Genomic DNA, 18,101 nt, shown 5'->3' on the forward strand with positions numbered 1-18,101 from the left:
AATGCGAGCAGCGGGACGACCTGGAGGGACTCGGCCCTACCGGCTATGGCGCGTCGTCGCGATTCGTGGGTCCCGAGGTGGGAGGGCGTTGCAGAGCCAGGACCGGGACGTAGCACGCGCCCTTGTACGCAAAGCCGGCCGCGGCTTCGCAGTCCTTCAGCTCCACAGACAACTTCACCCAGCAGCCGCCGTTGATTGCGACCAGTTCCTTTCCGGGACATCGTCCGTCACCGTCGGGCCTGCGCTGACCTGGCAAGGGCTTCGGCGGCAACTCAGCCCGGATGGGCGACCACATGGAGGGGGCTGCCTCGGGCGCGACTGGTGCCGTCAGCGCGGCATCTCCGACGGCGACCGTGCCTCCATCCTTCGCCTCTTCCCCCTCCGCGAGGTGCGTCTTCTCGGGCGGCTCGACGGACCGCGTGCGCAACAGCGCTCCCGCGCCCAGGGCCAGTGATGCACTGAGGCCGGCCGCCATGAACCGGGGCCACCGCACCCCGCGAGGAGGTGGCCGCACCGTGACGCGTTGGACTGGAGGAAAGAGGCCGGCGGGCCTCGCCTCCTCTCCGGTGAAGAGAGGCACATCCGCGTCAGGCCCCGCCTTCCGTGCGGCCTGCTCCAGCGCTTCGGCCACCTCCCTCGCGCTGCCACGCGCCTCCGGCCGGGGCAGGAGCATCCGGGACACCAGGGCGCTCAGCTCCGCGACGCAGCGGGCATTGCTCGTGCTGGCAGTCCAGAGCGCCAGCTTCTCCGGGTGCCACAGCCAGGCGTCCTCCGCACGCGGATGCGCCGAGGGCGGGTACTTGCCGGTGACGAGCCGGTAGGCGGTGACACCCAGGGCGAAGACGTCATCGGCGGGGCCGGGCGCATAGGCGACGGTGGGAGGCTTGCCGGGGCCCAGCACGAAGCGCCAGGCCTCGGGAGCGCGGTAGGCGGGAGTGCCGGGAGGAAACGGCTGCCACGTCAGCGTGGCGGCCCCCAGGTGGTGCCCCGAGCCGAAGTCCATGAGGAAGGGCTGTCCGTCCGCACGCCGCACGCGGACGTTTTCGCCCTTCACATCCCGGTGGATGCCTCCGGCGGCATGGGTGAACTCCAGCGCCCGCGCCAGCCGGGCGAGGAGGTGGAGCACCTGCCTTGACGACGGGCGCCGCGCCACGGCCCAGTCATACAGGGGCACGCCCTCGAGCCACTCCATGGCGAGCCAGGCGTAGGACACGCCGTCGCGGGGCTGCCACTGTCCGTGGTCGAAGAGGCGCGGAACAGCGGGATGGTGGACGCGGGAGAGCAACTCGGCTTCACGCACGAAGCGGGCATCGCCGGGGTACAGGGCCAGCTTGAGGGCCACGACGCCCGGAGGCTCCTCCACGCTCTCGGCCCGGTAGACGACGCCGTAGGCGCCCCGGCCGCGCTGCTCCAGCAGGCGCCACCGGCCGATGGAAGTCCCCGGGGGCAGGCTTGCCGGATTGAGGGAGTCGGACTCCATGAGGTGCCTCGCAGGCGGTCCATTCCGCGGACGCGCAGGCTACTCGCAAGGTCCTCGGCACCCCAAGCCATCCGTCAGGTGGACCGTGGCACTTCGTCCCCCGCGGCCCGCAGAGGCTCCCTCCACCGGTCTGCCTCAGTCCCCGTGCGGCTCCAGCAGCCGGGGGTCCTCGCTGCCCGGGGTAAGCGGCAGCCACAGCCGCTCGGTGCCGGAGAGCCCGTCGCGCGCGCTGTACACCACCCCCACCGCGCGCCCGAGCAGCTTCGCGCGCGGCACGCGGTGGCCGGAACCCTGGATAACCGGTCGAGCTGATGACGGGAAATCTGCGCTCACCCAAGACCGCCGACACACACCGCGGGTGTCACCTGCCCGCGCCGCGAGGAGCCCCCGGCCTCGTGGGGTCGGCGAGCCCGTGCTGTCGCCTGTACGCCGCCGGCACCAGATAGTGCAGTGCGTGCCAGGTGAAGGCGGACAAGGGCGCGGCGGGCGCAAGGTTGTCCTCGAGGAGGCGCGTCCAGCGGCGGTGCGCGGATTGGACGCGCCCGGCGCTCAAGTGCTCCTCCATCTCCTCGACGCTCGGCAGCAGCTTCGTACGGACGTGTCCCTGTGCGCGATCCGCCAGCTCGCCGAGCTTCAGGACGGCAATCGTCGCATCGCCCTCATCGGTCAGGCCCAGAGGGGTCCAAATCCAGTCGCGCCTGTCGAAGCTCTTGCTCGTGGGAACCCAGGTGATGTGGTCGAGCGGGTCCTCGCCCCCCGCAGGGTCGATAAGCAACGGATGCTCCGCGGAAACGCCCGCGAGCGGCTCCGGAGGAGGAAGCGGAACGGGGGCGGCGGGAACAGCCGCGGGGCCTGTCCCGGCACGCAGCGGGAAATAGTTCGCCTTGTGGCCCGCGTCGTTGCACCGCGCGCACGAGAACAACAGGTTGGACCATGTCCAGGTGAGCCACCAGTAGTGGCCCGCGTCGACGCGCCCCTTTTCGCCCGGCAGATGCCTCCAGGCCCCGTCCTTGGGACGATAGTGCTCCACCGGCGAGCTGCTGAAGTCCGTCTCGCGCTCGCACCAGGCACACTTCTCATGCTGGGCTTTGTACAGGGCCAGCTTCGTCGCACGCGCGTTGTACCCGTCCAGCATCGCCGTGAGGGCCTCCGACGGCCCCCCGTGCGCATTGAAGACCCGCACCGCGGCCTCCAGGCGCCTCCGCGCCGCTGTCTTCAGCCCCCTGGGCTCGGCCCCCCGGGCAATACGAATCATGAGGTGCCTCCCGTGCCCTCGCGGCTCGCCTCGATATCCGAGAAGGCCCTCTTGCCTTCGGTAGGCCCGAGCCGCTGGATGAGCTCCCGGCGGACCGAGCTGCGCAGCTCCCTCAGTTCCCTCTTCTGCGCCGCCGTCGGAGCCGGATGCACCGAGAGGACCTGGAGCCGCCGCAGCTTCTCTCCGAGCGGGTTGGGCGTGACGCCTTCGAGCCCGAACCAGGTCCTGTAGAGCTCGCCCCCGGTCATGATTCGTGGGTCGGGCTGGTGCTCGGCGTCCTGGATGCCGGGACGGAACTGCCCGCCACCGCGCGCCCAGCCGCCCTGGACGATGTCGCCGGTCTGCTCGTCGACGGTGAGCCGGATGACCTCGTGCGGAGCCAGCGTCGAGAGCACGATGGGCGAGTGCGTTGTCGCGACGAACTGGATGCGGGGGAAGACCCGGCGCAGAGCGGGAATGAAGCGCGCCTGCCAGGTCGGGTGCAGATAGAGGTCGATCTCGTCAATCAGCACGAGCCCTTCCATCTCGGTCGTGGTGACCTCTGTCCTCGATTCGAGCAGCACATGGCCAATCAGGTCCGCGATCCACGCGAAGGTGGATTGGTAGCCATGGGAGAGCGCGACTCCCGCGATTGACACCGGGTCCTGCCCCCTGGCCATCACCTGGTAGAAGCGGTCGCTCTCGATGAGCGCGGTGCTCGACCGGGCCCCGCCCTGCCCGCGCAGCTCGAGACGCGCGAGGCCGGGGAAGAGGTCATCCCCTCCGAGCTTGACGGCCTGATTCAGCATCCGGCTGAAACGCCGGGAGGTCTCCCCGGGCCTGCGCCCCTCCCGCCGGTCCTTCTCCAGGAAATGGTTCGCGAAGCCGGTGGACGCGAGCCGCTGCTGCCGGAACAGGGGTTCCAGGCGTTCGATGGATGGGCGTGCCAGCGCTGGAATCTCGTTCGCATCCGGCAACGCCCGCGAGATGCCGTACCCCGCGACGAACCAGAGCGGTGTGTTCAGGGAGCGGGCCTCCGCGAGCGGGTCAGGACCGCGCGATTTCGGCTCGTTGCCATAGAACGCAGTTGCGTCGAGCGAGGTCGCGCCCGCATCGAGGCGCACCTGGGAGCGGAGCATCAACTCCGCCGGCTTGTGCTCGCCCGCGGACGGCAGGTGCGGGTGGATCGCCTTGCCACCCTTGCGTGACTGGGGGCCGAACGCGAACGTCGCGTCAATGAACATGTGCGCTTCGTCGCGCCGATCTCGTAGGTGCTTCACGGCTGGCCCCGCGAGACCGCTGACCTCCCTGAATCCCGCCGCCGCCAGCGCGAGGGCCTGCAACAGCGTCGTCTTCGCCGTCCCGTTCTCGCCAATCATCACCGTCCACATGCGCGGCGCACCGCGATGCGTGAAGTCGAGTTCAAAGGCCGCAAGCCGCTTCAGATGCTCGACCTTGAGGTGGCGGATGTACATGGGTGGAAGGTCACACGCGGGGGGACCTGCCGCAAGAGACTCGCCCACCCTCTTCGTCACTCCTCGCGATCAGCGGGACCTCACGGCGCGGGAGAATCGGAGAACCGGAGCGATAACCGATGGGTCCCCGGTTCGAATCCAGGCCGAGGCGGGGGGCTGCCTCCGCCGAACTCCGCACCACCGGCGCACCAGGAGGGCCGCCCACGGCCGGCGGGAGCACCTCTGCAAAGGGGGCTCCTCGTCCGGCTGGAAGCGGTACCACCTTCCACGGCAGCCCGTCGAAGCCGTACCGCGGTCCGAATGCCTGTGCCCAGCCGCTGGCCCCCTTGGAGTAGAGGGACTCGGCCCTACCGGCTATGGCGCGTCGTCGCGATTCGTGGGGCCCGAAGTGAGAGGGCGTGTCAGTGCCCAGACGGGGACGTAGCACGCGCCCTTGTACACAAAGCCAGCCGTGGCTTCGCAGTCCTTCAGCTCCACGGGCAACTTCACCCAGCAGCCGCCGTTGATTGCGACCAGTCCCTTGCCGGGACATCGTCCGTCGCCAGTGGGTCTGCGCTGCTGTGGCAAGGGCCTCGGCGGCAACTCAGCCCGGATGGGCGACCACATGGAGGGGGCGCGCTCGGGCGCGACCGGGGCCGTCAGCGCGGCGTCTCCGACGGCGACCGTGCCTCCATCCTTCGCTTCTTCTCCCTCCACGAGGTGCTTCTTCTCGGACGGCTCGACGGACCGCGTGCGCAACAGCGCTCCCGCGCCCAGGGCCAGTAAGACACCGAGGCTGGCCGCCACGAACCGGGGCCACCTCACCACGCGAGGAGGTGGCCGCACCGTGACGCGCTGGAGCGGAGGAAAGAGGCCGGCGGGCCTCGCCTCCTCTCCGGTGAAGAGAGGCACATCCGCGTCAGGCCCCGCCTTCCGTGCGGCCTGCTCCAGCGCTTCGGCCACCTCCCTCGCGCTGCCACGCGCCTCCGGCCGGGGCAGGAGCATCCGGGACACCAGGGCGCTCAGCTCCGCGACGCAGCGGGCATTGCTCGTGCTGGCAGTCCAGAGCGCCAGCTTCTCCGGGTGCCACAGCCAGGCGTCCTCCGCACGCGGATGCGCCGAGGGCGGGTACTTGCCGGTGACGAGCCGGTAGGCGGTGACACCCAGGGCGAAGACGTCATCGGCGGGGCCGGGCGCATAGGCGACGGTGGGAGGCTTGCCGGGGCCCAGCACGAAGCGCCAGGCCTCGGGAGCGCGGTAGGCGGGAGTGCCGGGAGGAAACGGCTGCCACGTCAGCGTGGCGGCCCCCAGGTGGTGCCCCGAGCCGAAGTCCATGAGGAAGGGCTGTCCGTCCGCACGCCGCACGCGGACGTTTTCGCCCTTCACATCCCGGTGGATGCCTCCGGCGGCATGGGTGAACTCCAGCGCCCGCGCCAGCCGGGCGAGGAGGTGGAGCACCTGCCTTGACGACGGGCGCCGCGCCACGGCCCAGTCATACAGGGGCACGCCCTCGAGCCACTCCATGGCGAGCCAGGCGTAGGACACGCCGTCGCGGGGCTGCCACTGTCCGTGGTCGAAGAGGCGCGGAACAGCGGGATGGTGGACGCGGGAGAGCAACTCGGCTTCACGCACGAAGCGGGCATCGCCGGGGTACAGGGCCAGCTTGAGGGCCACGACGCCCGGAGGCTCCTCCACGCTCTCGGCCCGGTAGACGACGCCGTAGGCGCCCCGGCCGCGCTGCTCCAGCAGGCGCCACCGGCCGATGGAAGTCCCCGGGGGCAGGCTTGCCGGATTGAGGGAGTCGGACTCCATGAGGTGCCTCGCAGGCGGTCCATTCCGCGGACGCGCAGGCTACTCGCAAGGTCCTCGGCCCCCCAAGCCATCCGCCAGGTGGACCGTGGCACTTCGTCCCCCGCGGCCCGCGGCGGGTGGGACTCGCCGGGCAGCGCCTCAACGCTCGCCTGCGCCCCTATTTCCGAGCCCTGCCACCAGGGCGGGCACTCTTCGCCTTCGGCGCCTTCTTCTTCGCCGCGGGCTTCGCACGTTTGGCGGCCGCCGGGGCCTTGCGCGCCGGGCGCTTCGCGGCGCGGGCCGGGCCCGCCCACACCTCGAGCGCGGCGCGCGTCTCGGCCGCGCGCGTCTTGTTGCCCAGCGCCTCCTGCAGCAGCGCGAGCCCCTCCATGGCGTGGCGCACCTGCGCGTCCGTGAGCTCCTCGTGCTGGAAGAGGTTGCGGTAGGCCTTGGCGAGCCGGGCGAGCGCGACGAGCGGCTCGGTCACCACGCCGCTGCCCGTGGCCTGCGGGGAGCGGAAGTGCCCGAGGCGGTAGCTGATGCTGCCCCAGTCCCAGCGCTCGCTCGCGGCGCGGCCCTGCGCCATCCGGTCGCGCTCCAGCGTCGCCTGCCAGTCGGCGCCGAACTGGGCGCGCAGGGCCTTCTCGAGGAAGGCCTGGAGCGCGTCGCGCGCGCTGCTCAGAGCCGGGTCGAGCATGGCGCTGACGGTGGCGTTGCGGGTGCTGGCGGTCGTTCTGCGGATGGACACCGGGTGCAGCTCCTTCATGAGAGAGGGGCGCGCAGGGTACCGGGCCTGTCCGGGGTCGGCCAGGAATGCGCCGGCCCGAAGCGCCGCACGGGCCGGCGCCTCGGGCCTCCAGGTTCAGGAAGGGCTCACTCGACCCAGTGCTGCTCCGTCAGGATCCGGAAGCCCGTCTCCGTGTCGACGAAGAAGTGAACCTGGATGCCGGCCCACGGGCCGTTGCTGTAGCTGAGATGGCAGCCCTTGAAGGTGCGGCCAGCGATGCGCGCCTCGAGATCCGCCAGCCCCTCCGCGACGACCTCGCTCGAAACCGGGTGGTTGGAGCTGGCGGTGGAGACGGCGCCCGTGACGTAGTCGCGAACTTCGGTGGCGGTGGCCAGCGTCGGACGGTTCGTCCAGGTGCTCGGGAAGGTGCTGGGGTCGAGGCCGAAGCAGGTCCCCCCGGCGCCGTAGTCATTCCCGTGCTCCCCCGCGATCACGTCCGCCACCTCGAAGGACAGATCCAGCTTCACGGTCCACTCGTCCTCGGGCAGGGCGTTCACCGCGGAGACGAGCACCTCCAGGGAGTAGCCCATCGTGGCGGCGTTGCGGAGGTTCCGCAGGCTCACCGCGCCGATGCCGGTCGTGTTGGAGATGGCCTGGACCGAGGTGAACGGACGCAGGTTGATGAGGTTCGTGGCCCCATTCCACGCGTTGGGCAGGACGGCGTACAGGGTGCTGGCGCTCGCGTTGTTCACCAGGGAGACCATCGCCGAGGCGTCATCGGTGGAGAGGGCGAGCTCGTCCAGGATGCCGACACAGGTGCTGTCGATGTAACCGAGGGCACGGGCGCCAGTCTCGATCTGGGTCAGACGAAACGAGCCAACCAGGTTGACAGCGGAGACCTCCGCCAGCGTCACGAAGGGCGCCGTCGAGCGGCGGGCGACGAGGTTGCTGGCGACGTCGCTGGGAAGGTACGCGTCCAGCGTCTCGAATGACGCCGTGTTCACGAAGGTCAGGATGCCCTGGCACTCGGGGGCAACGTCCACGTCCGTGGTGGTGAGCGGCGCATCCTGGCGCGCGAGTGACGGAGTGGAGGATGGCTCGGATTCGCCAGGCCCGCAGCCGGCCAGCAGGCTCACGGCAAGAAGGGTGTGACCGAGACGACGCATCGGAGACTCCTCAGGTGTACGGCGGGGGAAACGGCTCCATACACCAATTCCCCCACCTCCCATGTCACGGATGTTGTCACCTCGGCTACAGCCCGGCAGCGTCCGGCGGAACAAATCCGTCTGGGTATAGGAGGAATGGGCGTGACGAGCTCGGTGCCGGTCACGGCCCCCACACCGGCCCGCTCGGGGTGACCGACATCGCCTGGACGCCAGCGCGCAGCGGCGCCAGGGTGACCGGGCCGCTGGCTGCGTAGCCGAAGCTGCCGCCGGAGCTCTCGATTCCCTTCTCGAAGTGGACCACCGCGCTGCCGCGGGTCGGGTGGAGCAGCGTCACCGTGTACGAGGTCGATGCCTCGCTGAGCGAGATTTGCAGTGCCCCGCCGCTGGCCGCATCCCGGGCCTGCACCACGTGCAGGAAGTGGCTCACCACCTGCCCGGCGGTCTCGATCTCGCCGCGGAACTGGCCGACCGGGTACGGGTAGGTGCCGTCGTTGCGCACCGGGCCGCGCTCGTCGACGATTCGCCGGGCCGGGTTGGCCGGCACCAGGGTGCTGACCCGCAGCTCCTGGCCGCCGCTGCTCGCCGACCAGGTGTTGCCGGTGAGCACCGGGTTCTCCGGGAAGTGGATGACGAACGTCTTGTCGACCGAGGCGTCGTTGCGTGCGCTCTCGAGCCGGTCGAACACGATCAAGGTGTCGAGCGGACGGACGAACAGGGTCTCTCGCACCACGCGGCCGGCGTACGGGTTGCCGACCTCGGCCTCGCGGTGGGCCCACTCGTCATTCAGGTCGTACACGCCGGTGAGGTCGACCGCGGCGTAGTTGGCCACCGGCGACGAATCGAGGCGCAGCATCCGTGGCGCGTGGTGGTAGTAGCCGACCGTGCCCAGTCCCTCGAACAGGAGGGTGTTGTGCGCCACCGGCGACTCGCAGTCCACGGCCGCGCCGCCGGCGTAGCCGATGATTGAATTGGCGTAGCCGACCGTCTCGCGGGTCAGGAACTCGCCGGCCCGCCACAACTGGAAGCTGCCGGCGTCGCGGTGGGCATGGCCAGCATTGGCGGTCGTGCCGAACTGCAGGTTGACCATGGTGGCATCGGGCGCCCACGCGGTCTTGGCGTACACCATGCCCAGGCCGGGCGCATGGTAGTCGAGCGGCAGCTCGGCGAGGTCGCGCGACGGCACCGCCGCCAGCGTATCGCTGTAGACGTACCGGATCAGGCGGTCGTCAATCGGGTGTCCGGTGAGCTCGAGGAAGCGCTTGGCATAGCCGGCGATCGGCTGGTCCGACCACTCCTCGATCAGTGGGGCGAAGTAGCTGCCCAGCGAGGTCTGCGCGGTGTTGCTGGGATCCCACCGATTCAACCAGCGCTCGTCGTCGTTGTACGGGAAGGTCTCGAACAACTGGAACTGGCCCATCCGGCTGCGCCCCGGCGTGGTCGAGTAGATAGACCAGAAGACCGACTCCATGAAGTAGCCGGTCTGGTTCCACATGTCGTGGCCATACAGGCCGAGCGTGGTGAACGGCACCGTCAGGTAGCCGAACGTCCGGCGGCCATACGTCGAGCCCTCGTGGGGTGCTCCGCCAGCGCCTGGCCCTTCGAGGTAGGGCCGCAGCGAGAAGTCCCAGCGCGAGTTCATCGCGTACTGCAAGAGGTCGTCGGCGTACGGCTGGTTCTCGTGCCAGCTGGCGATGGCCCAGAGGATGGAGTTGCGGAAGTAGCCCGTGTAGTAGTTGTTGCCCTCCATGCCGATGCCGCCCCACGGGTTGGCGTTGAGCGCCTCGATGGCGAAGTTCCAGCGGTCGCGCAAGAGCGTGCGCTCCGCTGGCAGCAGGTGAGCGAAGCACCAGTCATAGGTGAGGATCACCCCCTCGCCGTACCAGCGGGCTGGGTCGCTCGACACGGTGTTCTCGGTGATGGGGATCTCGGTGCGCACTGCCCAGTCGATTGCGGCGCGGCACGACGCCGGGGTACCGGTGAGCAGCGAGTGCATCGCCGCGTCGATTGCCTGTTCGGGGCCTTGCACGTTCGCCACCGGGGTGTACGGGTGCTGCGCGAAGTGCGCCTGGGCCCGGGCCAGCCGGTCCGCGGTGAACCAGAGCCGAGGGTGCGCCACCGGGATGTCGAGCACCACGGGCGGCCCGTTGGCGACGGTGAGCATGATGGGAGCCGAGGTCGTGCGGTTGCCGGCGCGGTCACGCGCCACCGCCGTCACCGGGAAGGTGCCATTGCCCAGCCTGGTGGTGGTGACGTTGATCCAATACGGATAGCTGAGGTCCTCGGCCCCGAAGTCCTGGCCGTTCACCTGCAGCTGGACGCCGGCGACCGTCACGTTGTCGTAGGCATCGATCTTGATCTGGATGGTGCCGCCCACCGTGACTCCGCTCGAGGGCGCGGCGATCTGAACCTCGGGGGGAGTGACGTCGGGCGGAGGCGCGCTCACGTTGAGCGATACCGGTGCCGAGAGGGTGACGTTGCCAGCGGCGTCACGAGCCACGGCGGTCAGCTGCCGGGTGCCGTAGGGCTGCAGCGCCTCGGTGTCGAGCGTCACCGACCAGGGAGCGGCCACGTCCGCCTCGCCGACCTGAGCGCCGTCGAGCTCGACGTGCACCCGGGTGACGCCAACGTCGTCGGTCGCGCTCATCCGCACCGTGAAGGGGCCGCTCACCGTCTCGCCGGCGACCGGCGCGGTGATTTGCACCTCGGGGGCCGAGGTGTCGACGAGCTCGTTGTCGATGGTGATTCGCACGGAGGCCGAGGTGGTGAGGTTGCCGGCGGCGTCGCGCGCGTGCGCGGTCAGCACGTGGTCGCCATTGCGGAACTGGCGGGTGTCGAGTTGCGCCGAGTCGAGGTTGCGGCCGTCGATGCGCAGCTGCACGCTGGCCACGCCGACGTTGTCGCTCGCGTCCACCACGATGCCGATCACGCCCTCCACCGTCGCGCCACCCGCGGGCGACGTGATTGCGACCGACGGAGGCGAGGTATCGCTGCGCGGTGCGGGCGGGTTGTACTCGATGGTGAGGAGCGGCTGTCGCTCCGGCTGGGCCGCCAGGCTGGTGAACACCTTGGCCACCTTGCCGGCCTTCGTATTCGCCAGCATCACGCCCTGGTTGGTCGACGGGTCATCGACCCACGACTGCACCACCGCCACGTCGAGCGGTACCTCGTGCACGCTCACCGTGGCCGGAAACGAGCTGATTGCGAATGACGGACCGGCGAGCAGGTCCGTTCCCTGCCCGACTGCCCCCAGCCGGTCCCACTCCAGCCCATCATCTCGGAACTGCCATCCCAGGCCGTTGGCCAGCAGGCTCCAGGGCGCCTGCACATACGAGCCGCGGATCGAGAAGTCACCGGCATATGTCTCCACCGCGAACCTCAGCGTGGCGCTCTGCACCACGGAGCCGGGCGGCACACCCGGCTGCGGGAAGCGCAGCAGCGTCTCGACCTCATAGTCCTCGGTCTGGAACACGCCGAGCAGCACCTGGTTGCGGTGCGCCGCGCCGTTCAGGGTGATGCCTTGGCTGGTGATCGCCACCGCCTCCGACAGCGTCACCGACGACGTCACGGCCTGCTGCACGCTCCCCGTGCCGAGCTCCCGCTCGCCACCCTTCGTGCATCCGGCGAGCATGAGCGCGGTGAGCACCCCTGCCCACAATCCCGTCACGCGGTTTAATCTCGAATTCATTGTCTTACGGCTACTAGCGTACCCATGACAGGAAGTCCACCGGCCGGCGTCGAAGGGGCGCCCCCCAAGCGGTGGAGTTACAGCGAGAGGCGCCAGGGCTCGGCGCCGTGGGTGCCGTCATCCGCGCTGAAGAGGATGGCGTCGCCGACGCGCGTGAAGAGCCCCGGCGCCGAGGTGCCAGGCCCCGGGGCGAGGTCCCCCACCATGCGCGTTCCGGCCTCGGTGCCGTCGGACACCCACGGCTCCGAGCCGTGCACCCCATCCGAGGCCCGGAAGAACACCAGCCCTTCCTCCAGCCCGAGGAACGGCGCGAACTCCACGCCGCCGCCGGTCCCCGGGAGGATGTCCTTCACGAGGCGCGTCCCCTCTTCCGTGCCATCCGAGCACCACAGCTCGCGGCCGTACTGGGCGGTGCGCCCCACGAAGCAGACGCCGTTGCCCACGGCGACCAGCGGGTGGAGCTCGCTGAAGGGTGTCAGCGTCACCCGCGAGGCCTCGCCGGTCAGGCTGTCGTACTTCCAGAGCTCGGGAGCCACCCAGTCATCGAAGCGGAAGAAGAGCGTGTGGCCCACCGGCGTCAGCTCCGTCGCCGGGTAGTACTCCGCCAGGGGCGAAGGCACGACGATGCGCGCCGGCGGCCCACCGGCCGCGTCCAGCTTCCACAGGGAGGCGACGAGCCTGCCCGCGTCCTCGATGAAGGCCGTGAAGTAGAGCGTCCCGTTCATCACCGTCAGGTTGGACGGCGAGGAGGAGCCGCCCGGCCACAGGTCCGCCACGAGCCGCGTGCCCGCCTCCGTGCCGTCGCTCCGCCACAGCTCGATGCCGTGCACCCCGTCCTGCGCCGTGAAGTAGAGCGTTCCGCCCACGGCGACGAGGTGCTGGGGCACTCCGCCCTGGCTTCCCGGCCAGATGTCCTTCACGCGCACGGTGCCGGCCTCCGTCCCGTCGCTCTTCCACAGCTCGGTGCCCCACGTGCCCCCCGCGGCGGTGAAGAACAGCGTTCCCCCCACGTCCGTGAGGTCCGACACGTTCGGGCCGTAGTACGAGCCGGACGAGATGTTCTTCACACGCACGGTGCCGGCCTCCGTCCCGTCGCTCTTCCACAGTTGCCGGTCATCGCCTGGCGAGAAGAAGAGCAGGCTCCCCACCTTCCGCGGCGTGAAGAGGGACTGGGAGAAGCCGCCCTTCACCCGCACGGTGCCCGCCCCGGTGCCATCCGTCTTCCACAGCTCGACGCCGTTGCCGGTGCTGGCGGAGAAGTAGACCGTTCCGCCCACGTCCACCACGAACTCGGGAGCGCTCCCGCTGCCCGGCGCGTTGAGGTCCGCCACGAGCGCCGTGCCCGGCAGCGTGCCATCCGTCCTCCACAGCTCGAGGCCATGGATGCCGTCGTTCGCCGCGAAGAAGAGGGCATCTCCCAGGGCGAGGGACGGGGCGAGGTAGAGGCCCCCATTGAGATGGGGCCAGACGAAGCCCTGCACCGGGGTGGAGCCCGTTCCCGTGCTCCCCACCGACCACATCTCCACGGGGCTCCCCCACGACGCGCCACTCACGAGGAAGTGCAGACGCGACCCGAGCCGGACGAGCGCCTCGGTGCTGAGCATCGCGTGCTCCGGGAAGTCGGAGACCCGCACGGTGCCCGCCTCGGTGCCATCCGTCTTCCACAGCTGCTTGCCCGCCACGTTGTCGAAAGCGGTGAAGTAGAGCGCACCGTCCAGTTCGGCCAGGGCCCCCGGCATGGAGGACCCGCTCCCGGGGAGGATGTCCTTCACGCGCACGGTGCCCGCCGCCGTGCCGTCCGTCTTCCACAGCTCGCGTCCGGATGGGCCATCCACGGCGGAGAAGTAGAGCGCCCCACCGAGACGCTGGAAGCCCATTGGATAGAAGTCCGGCCCCCGGGGAGTGCCGCCCTTCACCTTCACGGTGCCCGCCGCCGTTCCGTCCGTCTTCCAGAGCTGGGTGTCGTTGCCCTCCATGAACACCGTGAAGAAGAGGTTCCCTTCCAGCTCCACCATGTCACCGATGAGGGAGCTGTCGCCGCCGGGAGTGAGGTCCACCACCATCACGGTGCCGGCTTCCGTGCCATCGCTCTTCCACAACTCCGTGCCGTGCGCTTCCTCGTAGGCCAGGAAGTAGAGCGTGCCGTTCACGTTCCGGAGCTCCCGCACGTGCGAGAGGCCGTTCGGGTCGATGTCCTTCACCTGCACGGTGCCCGCCGCCGTCCCGTCCGTCCTCCACAGCCCCACTTCGGTGCCCTCTCCGCCGGGGAAGTAGAGCGCGCCATTCAGGACGACGTGCGGCGTGTCGGGGTCCGCGCCCGGCCCTCCCTCCAACACGAGCCGGGTGCCCTCGGGCGTCCCGTCGCTCCGCCAGAGCCGGCGAGGCCCTCCGCCTCCGTCATACGCCGTGAAGTAGAGGATGCCGTCCATCACGGTGAACTGCGCCGGGTCGGAGGCATACACTCCCGGGTAGATGTCCCGCACCAGCCGGGTGCCCGCCTGCGTCCCATCGCTCACCCACAGCTCCTGGCCGTGGCGGACGTCCCAGGCCCTGAAGAAGAACCGGGTGCCAACCTGGATGAAGCCGGACGGCTCCGAGCCGACATCGGGCGGAAAGACCGAGGGCGGGCGGACGTCATGCACCAGCTCCGCCGCGCCCACCGCGAGCGCACTCCGGGACAGGGCGCTTCCTTCCAGGCTCGCGGGCACGTCACCCGCCGCGTCTGAACAGCCGGCTCCCGCAATCCAGCACACCACCAGACCGCCCACCGTGCTCTGAACTGATTTCAGCATCACCGGGTACTCCTCCTGGCCAGCCCGCATTGCGCGGGGGTGTTCAAGGCATACGCAGCGACGCCGTATTCCTGGCAACCCCAGACAGCGCACGAAGTTCGAACCCGGAAGAGTCCGCTCGGCATGGAAATCTTTGACGTGGCAGCCCGGAGTATGGGTATTGGCATTATGGCTTGTATTCACGCACAGAGCGCCATACATGGCCGCGCACTTCGGAGCCCCAAGGAGGGGACGTGAAACGCAACAACATCTTGAGCTTGTTGGTGGGAGTTGTCCTCGCGCAGCCGGTGTGGGCGCAGCAGAAGTACGTCAGCGCCAGCTCCGTGGAGGCGCTCAACGGGAGTCTGTCTTCCGTGCAGCCCGCCGTCCTCACGCCGTCCAACGCGGCGTCCTACCTCTCGTCGAGCAGCGCGCTCGGCTATGACGGCCCCCTCGGGCCCTACGGCCCCCTGGGGATGCTCGGCCCCATCGGGGACAACATGTGGAACCCGTCGTACTGGATCAGCGCCATCGGCGACTGGTCCGACTGGTCCGACGACATGACGGATCTGGGAGGCCCGCTGAGCGAGGCCGGCCCGCTGGGCCCCACCGGCCCGCTCAGCGCCACGGCGTACTGGGTGGACCTGCCGGCCATCAACGACTTCGGCAAGCAGCTCCAGGCGGGCGGCGTGTGGACGGTGCTCGGGCCGGTGGGGCCGCTGGGCGCGCTGGGGCCCCTGGGGCCCCTCGGGCCGGTGGGCGCGCATGGCTACGCCACGGATTCCGACGGGCGCTACGTCCACAACAGCGTGGAGATGCGCACCGTGTCCGTGCCCTACAGCGGCAGCACGCGCGTGTATGGCCTCTACGAGAAGTACACCGAGTCCTACGCCAAGACGAAGACGGACAACGACACGTCGTTCATGGTGGAGGGCTACATCGCCTATCCCTACGACGAGATCGACAGCTACCCGTTCTACTCGGGTGAGAGCCAGTTCGTGACCATCCTCCTCACGCCGCTCTACGCGCTGGATGACTTCGACCTGTACGTCTCCGACCAGACGGGGCAGGTGCTCGCCTACTCCTCCTCCGGGCCCTTCGTCGACTACGTGCAGGTCAAGGTCCCCGCCAACACGCTGCTGGTGGCGCACGTGCAGCTCTACTCCACGGGCCACTACCTCACGAAGGACTACCGCCTCTACGTGACGGGCTCCACGCAGCACATCAACACCACGGACATCACGGGCAACCACCAGGTCCCCGTGTACCCGTTCCCGTGAAGCACGCGCGGGGTTGAAGCAGGTGCGGGGCCGCCCACCGGACGCACGCCGCGTCAAAGCATCAGCATCAGAAAGATGGGAGGCGGCTTGAAGGCGAGGGCTGGAGCGCAGGGCGGCGCTGCGGCCCTCCCCCCTGCAACGACCCATGAGCACCTGCCCGCCGTCGTTCACCTTGAAGGTGCCGTGGGTGGTGAGGCGCGCCAGCGAATGTTAAAACGCGGCATTCCTGCTCATGGAAGGGCCTCGAATGAGATACCTCCTGCTCCTGCTCCCTTTGCTTTCGAGCTGTGCCTCGCCCTCCAGAGGCGCGGTCGCGCAGGGGGCCGTGGCGGTATCTGACGCCGACCGGATCGTCCGTGACCTTTGCGACAAGAGGCTCGCTCTGCTTGGCGAGGAGTCCCACCACGGAAACGGCAGGACCATCGCCTTCAAAGCAGAGTTGACCCGCAGGCTCGTGGAGGAGTGCCAATACGATGCCTTCTTCATCGAGGCAGGCATCTATGACTTCCTCCACATCCAGGAGCGGCTGACGGCGGGCCAGCCCGTCAGCGAGGACATGGTCGCATCCGCGATTGGCGGGATGTGGGCCAACCAGGAGATGGCGCCCCTGATTCCGTTCCTGTCCGAGCGGCTCAAGGCGGGGACCCTCGTCGCCGGTGGGCTCGATGACCAGATTGGCAGAGGGACCTACGCACAGCGCCAGATGACGCGTGAGCTCATCCCCGCTCTGGAGGGCCCGAGGCAGGCCGAGTGCGGAGCGGAACTCGAGAGGCACATGTCATGGCAGTACGACGACGCCCACCCGTACACGGCGGAGACCGCGAAGTTCATCCTGGGCTGTTGGAAGGAGCTGGAGTCGGTGCTCTCCAGGCCCGGAGCGGCTGCGACACCGAGGCCCCAAGGCCAGCTGCAGATGGTCCGCAACCTGGAACGGAACTTCGCCCGCCAAGTCGCCGTGATGTCCCGGGCTTCGGAGCAAACCGGAGGGACCCCGGACTGGAGCGATTTCAACGAGCGTGACCGCTCCATGTTCATGAACCTGGAATGGCTCCTGTCCCAGTCCCCCAGGCCCAGGAAGGCCATTGTCTGGCTTGCCACCATTCATGCAGCGAAGGACCTCAAGGGCCTGGATACGGACGCACGACACGGGATTCCCTTCGGGTCCTATGTCCGGGAGAAGTTCGGGGCGCAGTCCTTCGTGCTTGGCTTTTCCGCGCTCTCCGGGAGCTATTCCCTCGGCAGCACTGCTCGCACATATGCCATCGCGCCCGCACCGGCCGACTCCCTGGAGGGCTGGGCGTTCTCGAGCCACACCGCGGACACCCGGTATCTGGATGGGAGCCAGCTTCGTGACTTCGGGCCCAGGGTGGCCCGTCCCTTGAACTACTCGTGGACGACGGCCCCCTGGGCAACGGTCATGGATGGGCTGCTGGTCTTCCGGGAAGAAACCCCACCGCGCCCGGTGAGCCGCCAGGGCTCATCGGAGAAGTGAGAAACCTCGGCCGCTCACGCCTTGACGGGCTGCTGCTGCGGGGCCTTTCCCTCGTCGCGGCCATGCACCGCGGCCGGCGGGCTGGTGGCCTCCACGGCGGAGAACGTCTCCAGCACCTTGTACGTGTGGCTGGAGCCGCGCGGCACGAGCCACGAGTCGCCGGGGTTGAGCAGGATGACCTGCCCCTCCAGGTGCAACTCGGCGCGGCCCTTCAGCACGAAGCCCACCGTCTCGTAGTCGCGGGCGGTGGCGGGCGGCGCCTCCCCGGGGGGCTCGTCCTCCCACAACCGCATGGACAGGCGGATGCCGGACGCCAGGTACTTCTGCCCCATCTCCCCCTTGGGAGAGTGCCGACTCTCGACCTTCTTCACGCTGGTGTCGCCCATGCCTTCGTCTCCTTCGCCGGCGGCGGGTGTGCCGCGCTCATGCCGACAAGGTAAGGAAGGATGCCGGGCGTCGACGGGTGGACACCTCGCGTCCGCCCGCCCGCCGGGCCAGGGGCCGGAAAGACGAAGGCCCAGCCTCCCTGTGGGAGACCGGGCCTGATGAAGCCTCAAGGGAGGCGTGTGTCTCAGCCGCCGACGGGACGGACGTTCTGGGCCTGCAGGCCCTTGGGGCCGCGAGTGACCTCGAACTCCACCTTCTGCCCCTCCTGGAGGGTGCGGAAGCCATCCATGTTGATGGCGGTGTGGTGGCAGAACACGTCCTCACCGTTGTCCTGCGCGATGAAGCCGAACCCCTTGGCGTCGTTGAACCACTTCACAGTACCGATTGCCATGTGACCTTCTTCTTTCTGCTTGCGGCGGTCCGGACTTCCCGGCCCCCCTTGTGGAGCGGACATCGCCCCAACATCGAGACGACAATCCACCTCGGAGTCCAAAGTCCACCACCCTCCCTCCCCGCTGGGCGAGCAGGCGTCAGGCGGAGAACACTCCGGGGGGAGCGTCGCTCGCTGGAAAAACCTGTCGAGCGCTCCCTCCATTCCGGTTCTGGCCGCCTGCTCCCTTCACACTTCTTCACG

The 18,101-nt window shown here is 69.2% G+C and carries 13 protein-coding genes; 2 read left to right on the plus strand and 11 right to left on the minus strand.

The window, feature by feature from the left end; all coding sequences use genetic code 11:
- Positions 1–43 precede the first annotated feature (43 nt).
- The 9 genes from K8638_RS09535 to K8638_RS09575 form a co-directional block, all read right to left on the minus strand.
- Positions 44–1,480, minus strand: a complete 1,437-nt coding sequence (locus tag K8638_RS09535; RefSeq protein WP_223754135.1) for a serine/threonine-protein kinase — start codon at positions 1,478–1,480, stop codon at positions 44–46.
- Positions 1,481–1,615: 135 nt separating this feature from the next.
- Positions 1,616–1,756: a hypothetical protein gene (locus tag K8638_RS09540; RefSeq protein WP_223754136.1), complete on the minus strand. Its 141-nt coding sequence runs from the start codon at positions 1,754–1,756 to the stop codon at positions 1,616–1,618.
- A gap of 85 nt (positions 1,757–1,841) precedes the next feature.
- A complete protein-coding gene (locus K8638_RS09545; protein ID WP_223754137.1) occupies positions 1,842–2,735 on the minus strand; it encodes a hypothetical protein in 894 nt (297 codons plus the stop codon).
- The gene (locus K8638_RS09550) at positions 2,732–4,189 is read right to left on the minus strand and encodes an AAA family ATPase (RefSeq protein ID WP_223754138.1); all 1,458 of its coding nucleotides are present in this window, start codon (positions 4,187–4,189) and stop codon (positions 2,732–2,734) included. Before K8638_RS09550 ends, K8638_RS09545 begins: the two co-directional genes overlap by 4 nt.
- Positions 4,190–4,543: 354 nt before the next feature.
- Complete coding sequence (locus K8638_RS09555) at positions 4,544–5,980, minus strand: serine/threonine-protein kinase (protein ID WP_223754139.1); 1,437 nt, start codon at positions 5,978–5,980, stop codon at positions 4,544–4,546.
- Positions 5,981–6,137: 157 nt separating this feature from the next.
- Positions 6,138–6,707, minus strand: a complete 570-nt coding sequence (locus K8638_RS09560) for a hypothetical protein (protein ID WP_223754140.1) — start codon at positions 6,705–6,707, stop codon at positions 6,138–6,140.
- A gap of 125 nt (positions 6,708–6,832) precedes the next feature.
- Positions 6,833–7,852, minus strand: coding sequence for a hypothetical protein (locus K8638_RS09565; protein ID WP_223754141.1), 1,020 nt, complete (start codon positions 7,850–7,852; stop codon positions 6,833–6,835).
- A gap of 160 nt (positions 7,853–8,012) precedes the next feature.
- Positions 8,013–11,495, minus strand: coding sequence for an Ig-like domain-containing protein (locus K8638_RS09570; RefSeq protein WP_223754142.1), 3,483 nt, complete (start codon positions 11,493–11,495; stop codon positions 8,013–8,015).
- Between the two features lie 119 nt (positions 11,496–11,614).
- Positions 11,615–14,329, minus strand: a complete 2,715-nt coding sequence (locus K8638_RS09575; RefSeq protein ID WP_223754143.1) for an ELWxxDGT repeat protein — start codon at positions 14,327–14,329, stop codon at positions 11,615–11,617.
- A 233-nt stretch (positions 14,330–14,562) separates the two neighbouring features.
- Here K8638_RS09575 and K8638_RS09580 point away from each other — a divergent pair, with 233 nt between their 5' ends.
- Together K8638_RS09580 and K8638_RS09585 are read left to right on the plus strand one after the other, a co-directional pair.
- The gene (locus tag K8638_RS09580; protein WP_223754144.1) at positions 14,563–15,588 is read left to right on the plus strand and encodes a hypothetical protein; all 1,026 of its coding nucleotides are present in this window, start codon (positions 14,563–14,565) and stop codon (positions 15,586–15,588) included.
- A 247-nt stretch (positions 15,589–15,835) separates the two neighbouring features.
- Positions 15,836–17,080 carry an erythromycin esterase family protein gene (locus K8638_RS09585; RefSeq protein WP_223754145.1) on the plus strand — a complete coding sequence of 415 codons (1,245 nt, stop codon included), beginning with the start codon at positions 15,836–15,838 and terminating at the stop codon, positions 17,078–17,080.
- Between the two features lie 14 nt (positions 17,081–17,094).
- Here K8638_RS09585 and K8638_RS09590 read toward each other — a convergent pair whose 3' ends face one another.
- Together K8638_RS09590 and K8638_RS09595 are read right to left on the minus strand one after the other, a co-directional pair.
- On the minus strand, positions 17,095–17,466 hold the full coding sequence (locus K8638_RS09590) for a cupin domain-containing protein (protein WP_223754146.1): 372 nt from the start codon (positions 17,464–17,466) through the stop codon (positions 17,095–17,097).
- A 185-nt stretch (positions 17,467–17,651) separates the two neighbouring features.
- Complete coding sequence (locus K8638_RS09595) at positions 17,652–17,858, minus strand: cold-shock protein (protein ID WP_223754147.1); 207 nt, start codon at positions 17,856–17,858, stop codon at positions 17,652–17,654.
- Between the last annotated feature and the right edge of the window lie 243 nt (positions 17,859–18,101).

It is taken from the genome of Myxococcus sp. RHSTA-1-4, assembly GCF_020037125.1.
Taxonomy (GTDB): domain Bacteria; phylum Myxococcota; class Myxococcia; order Myxococcales; family Myxococcaceae; genus Myxococcus.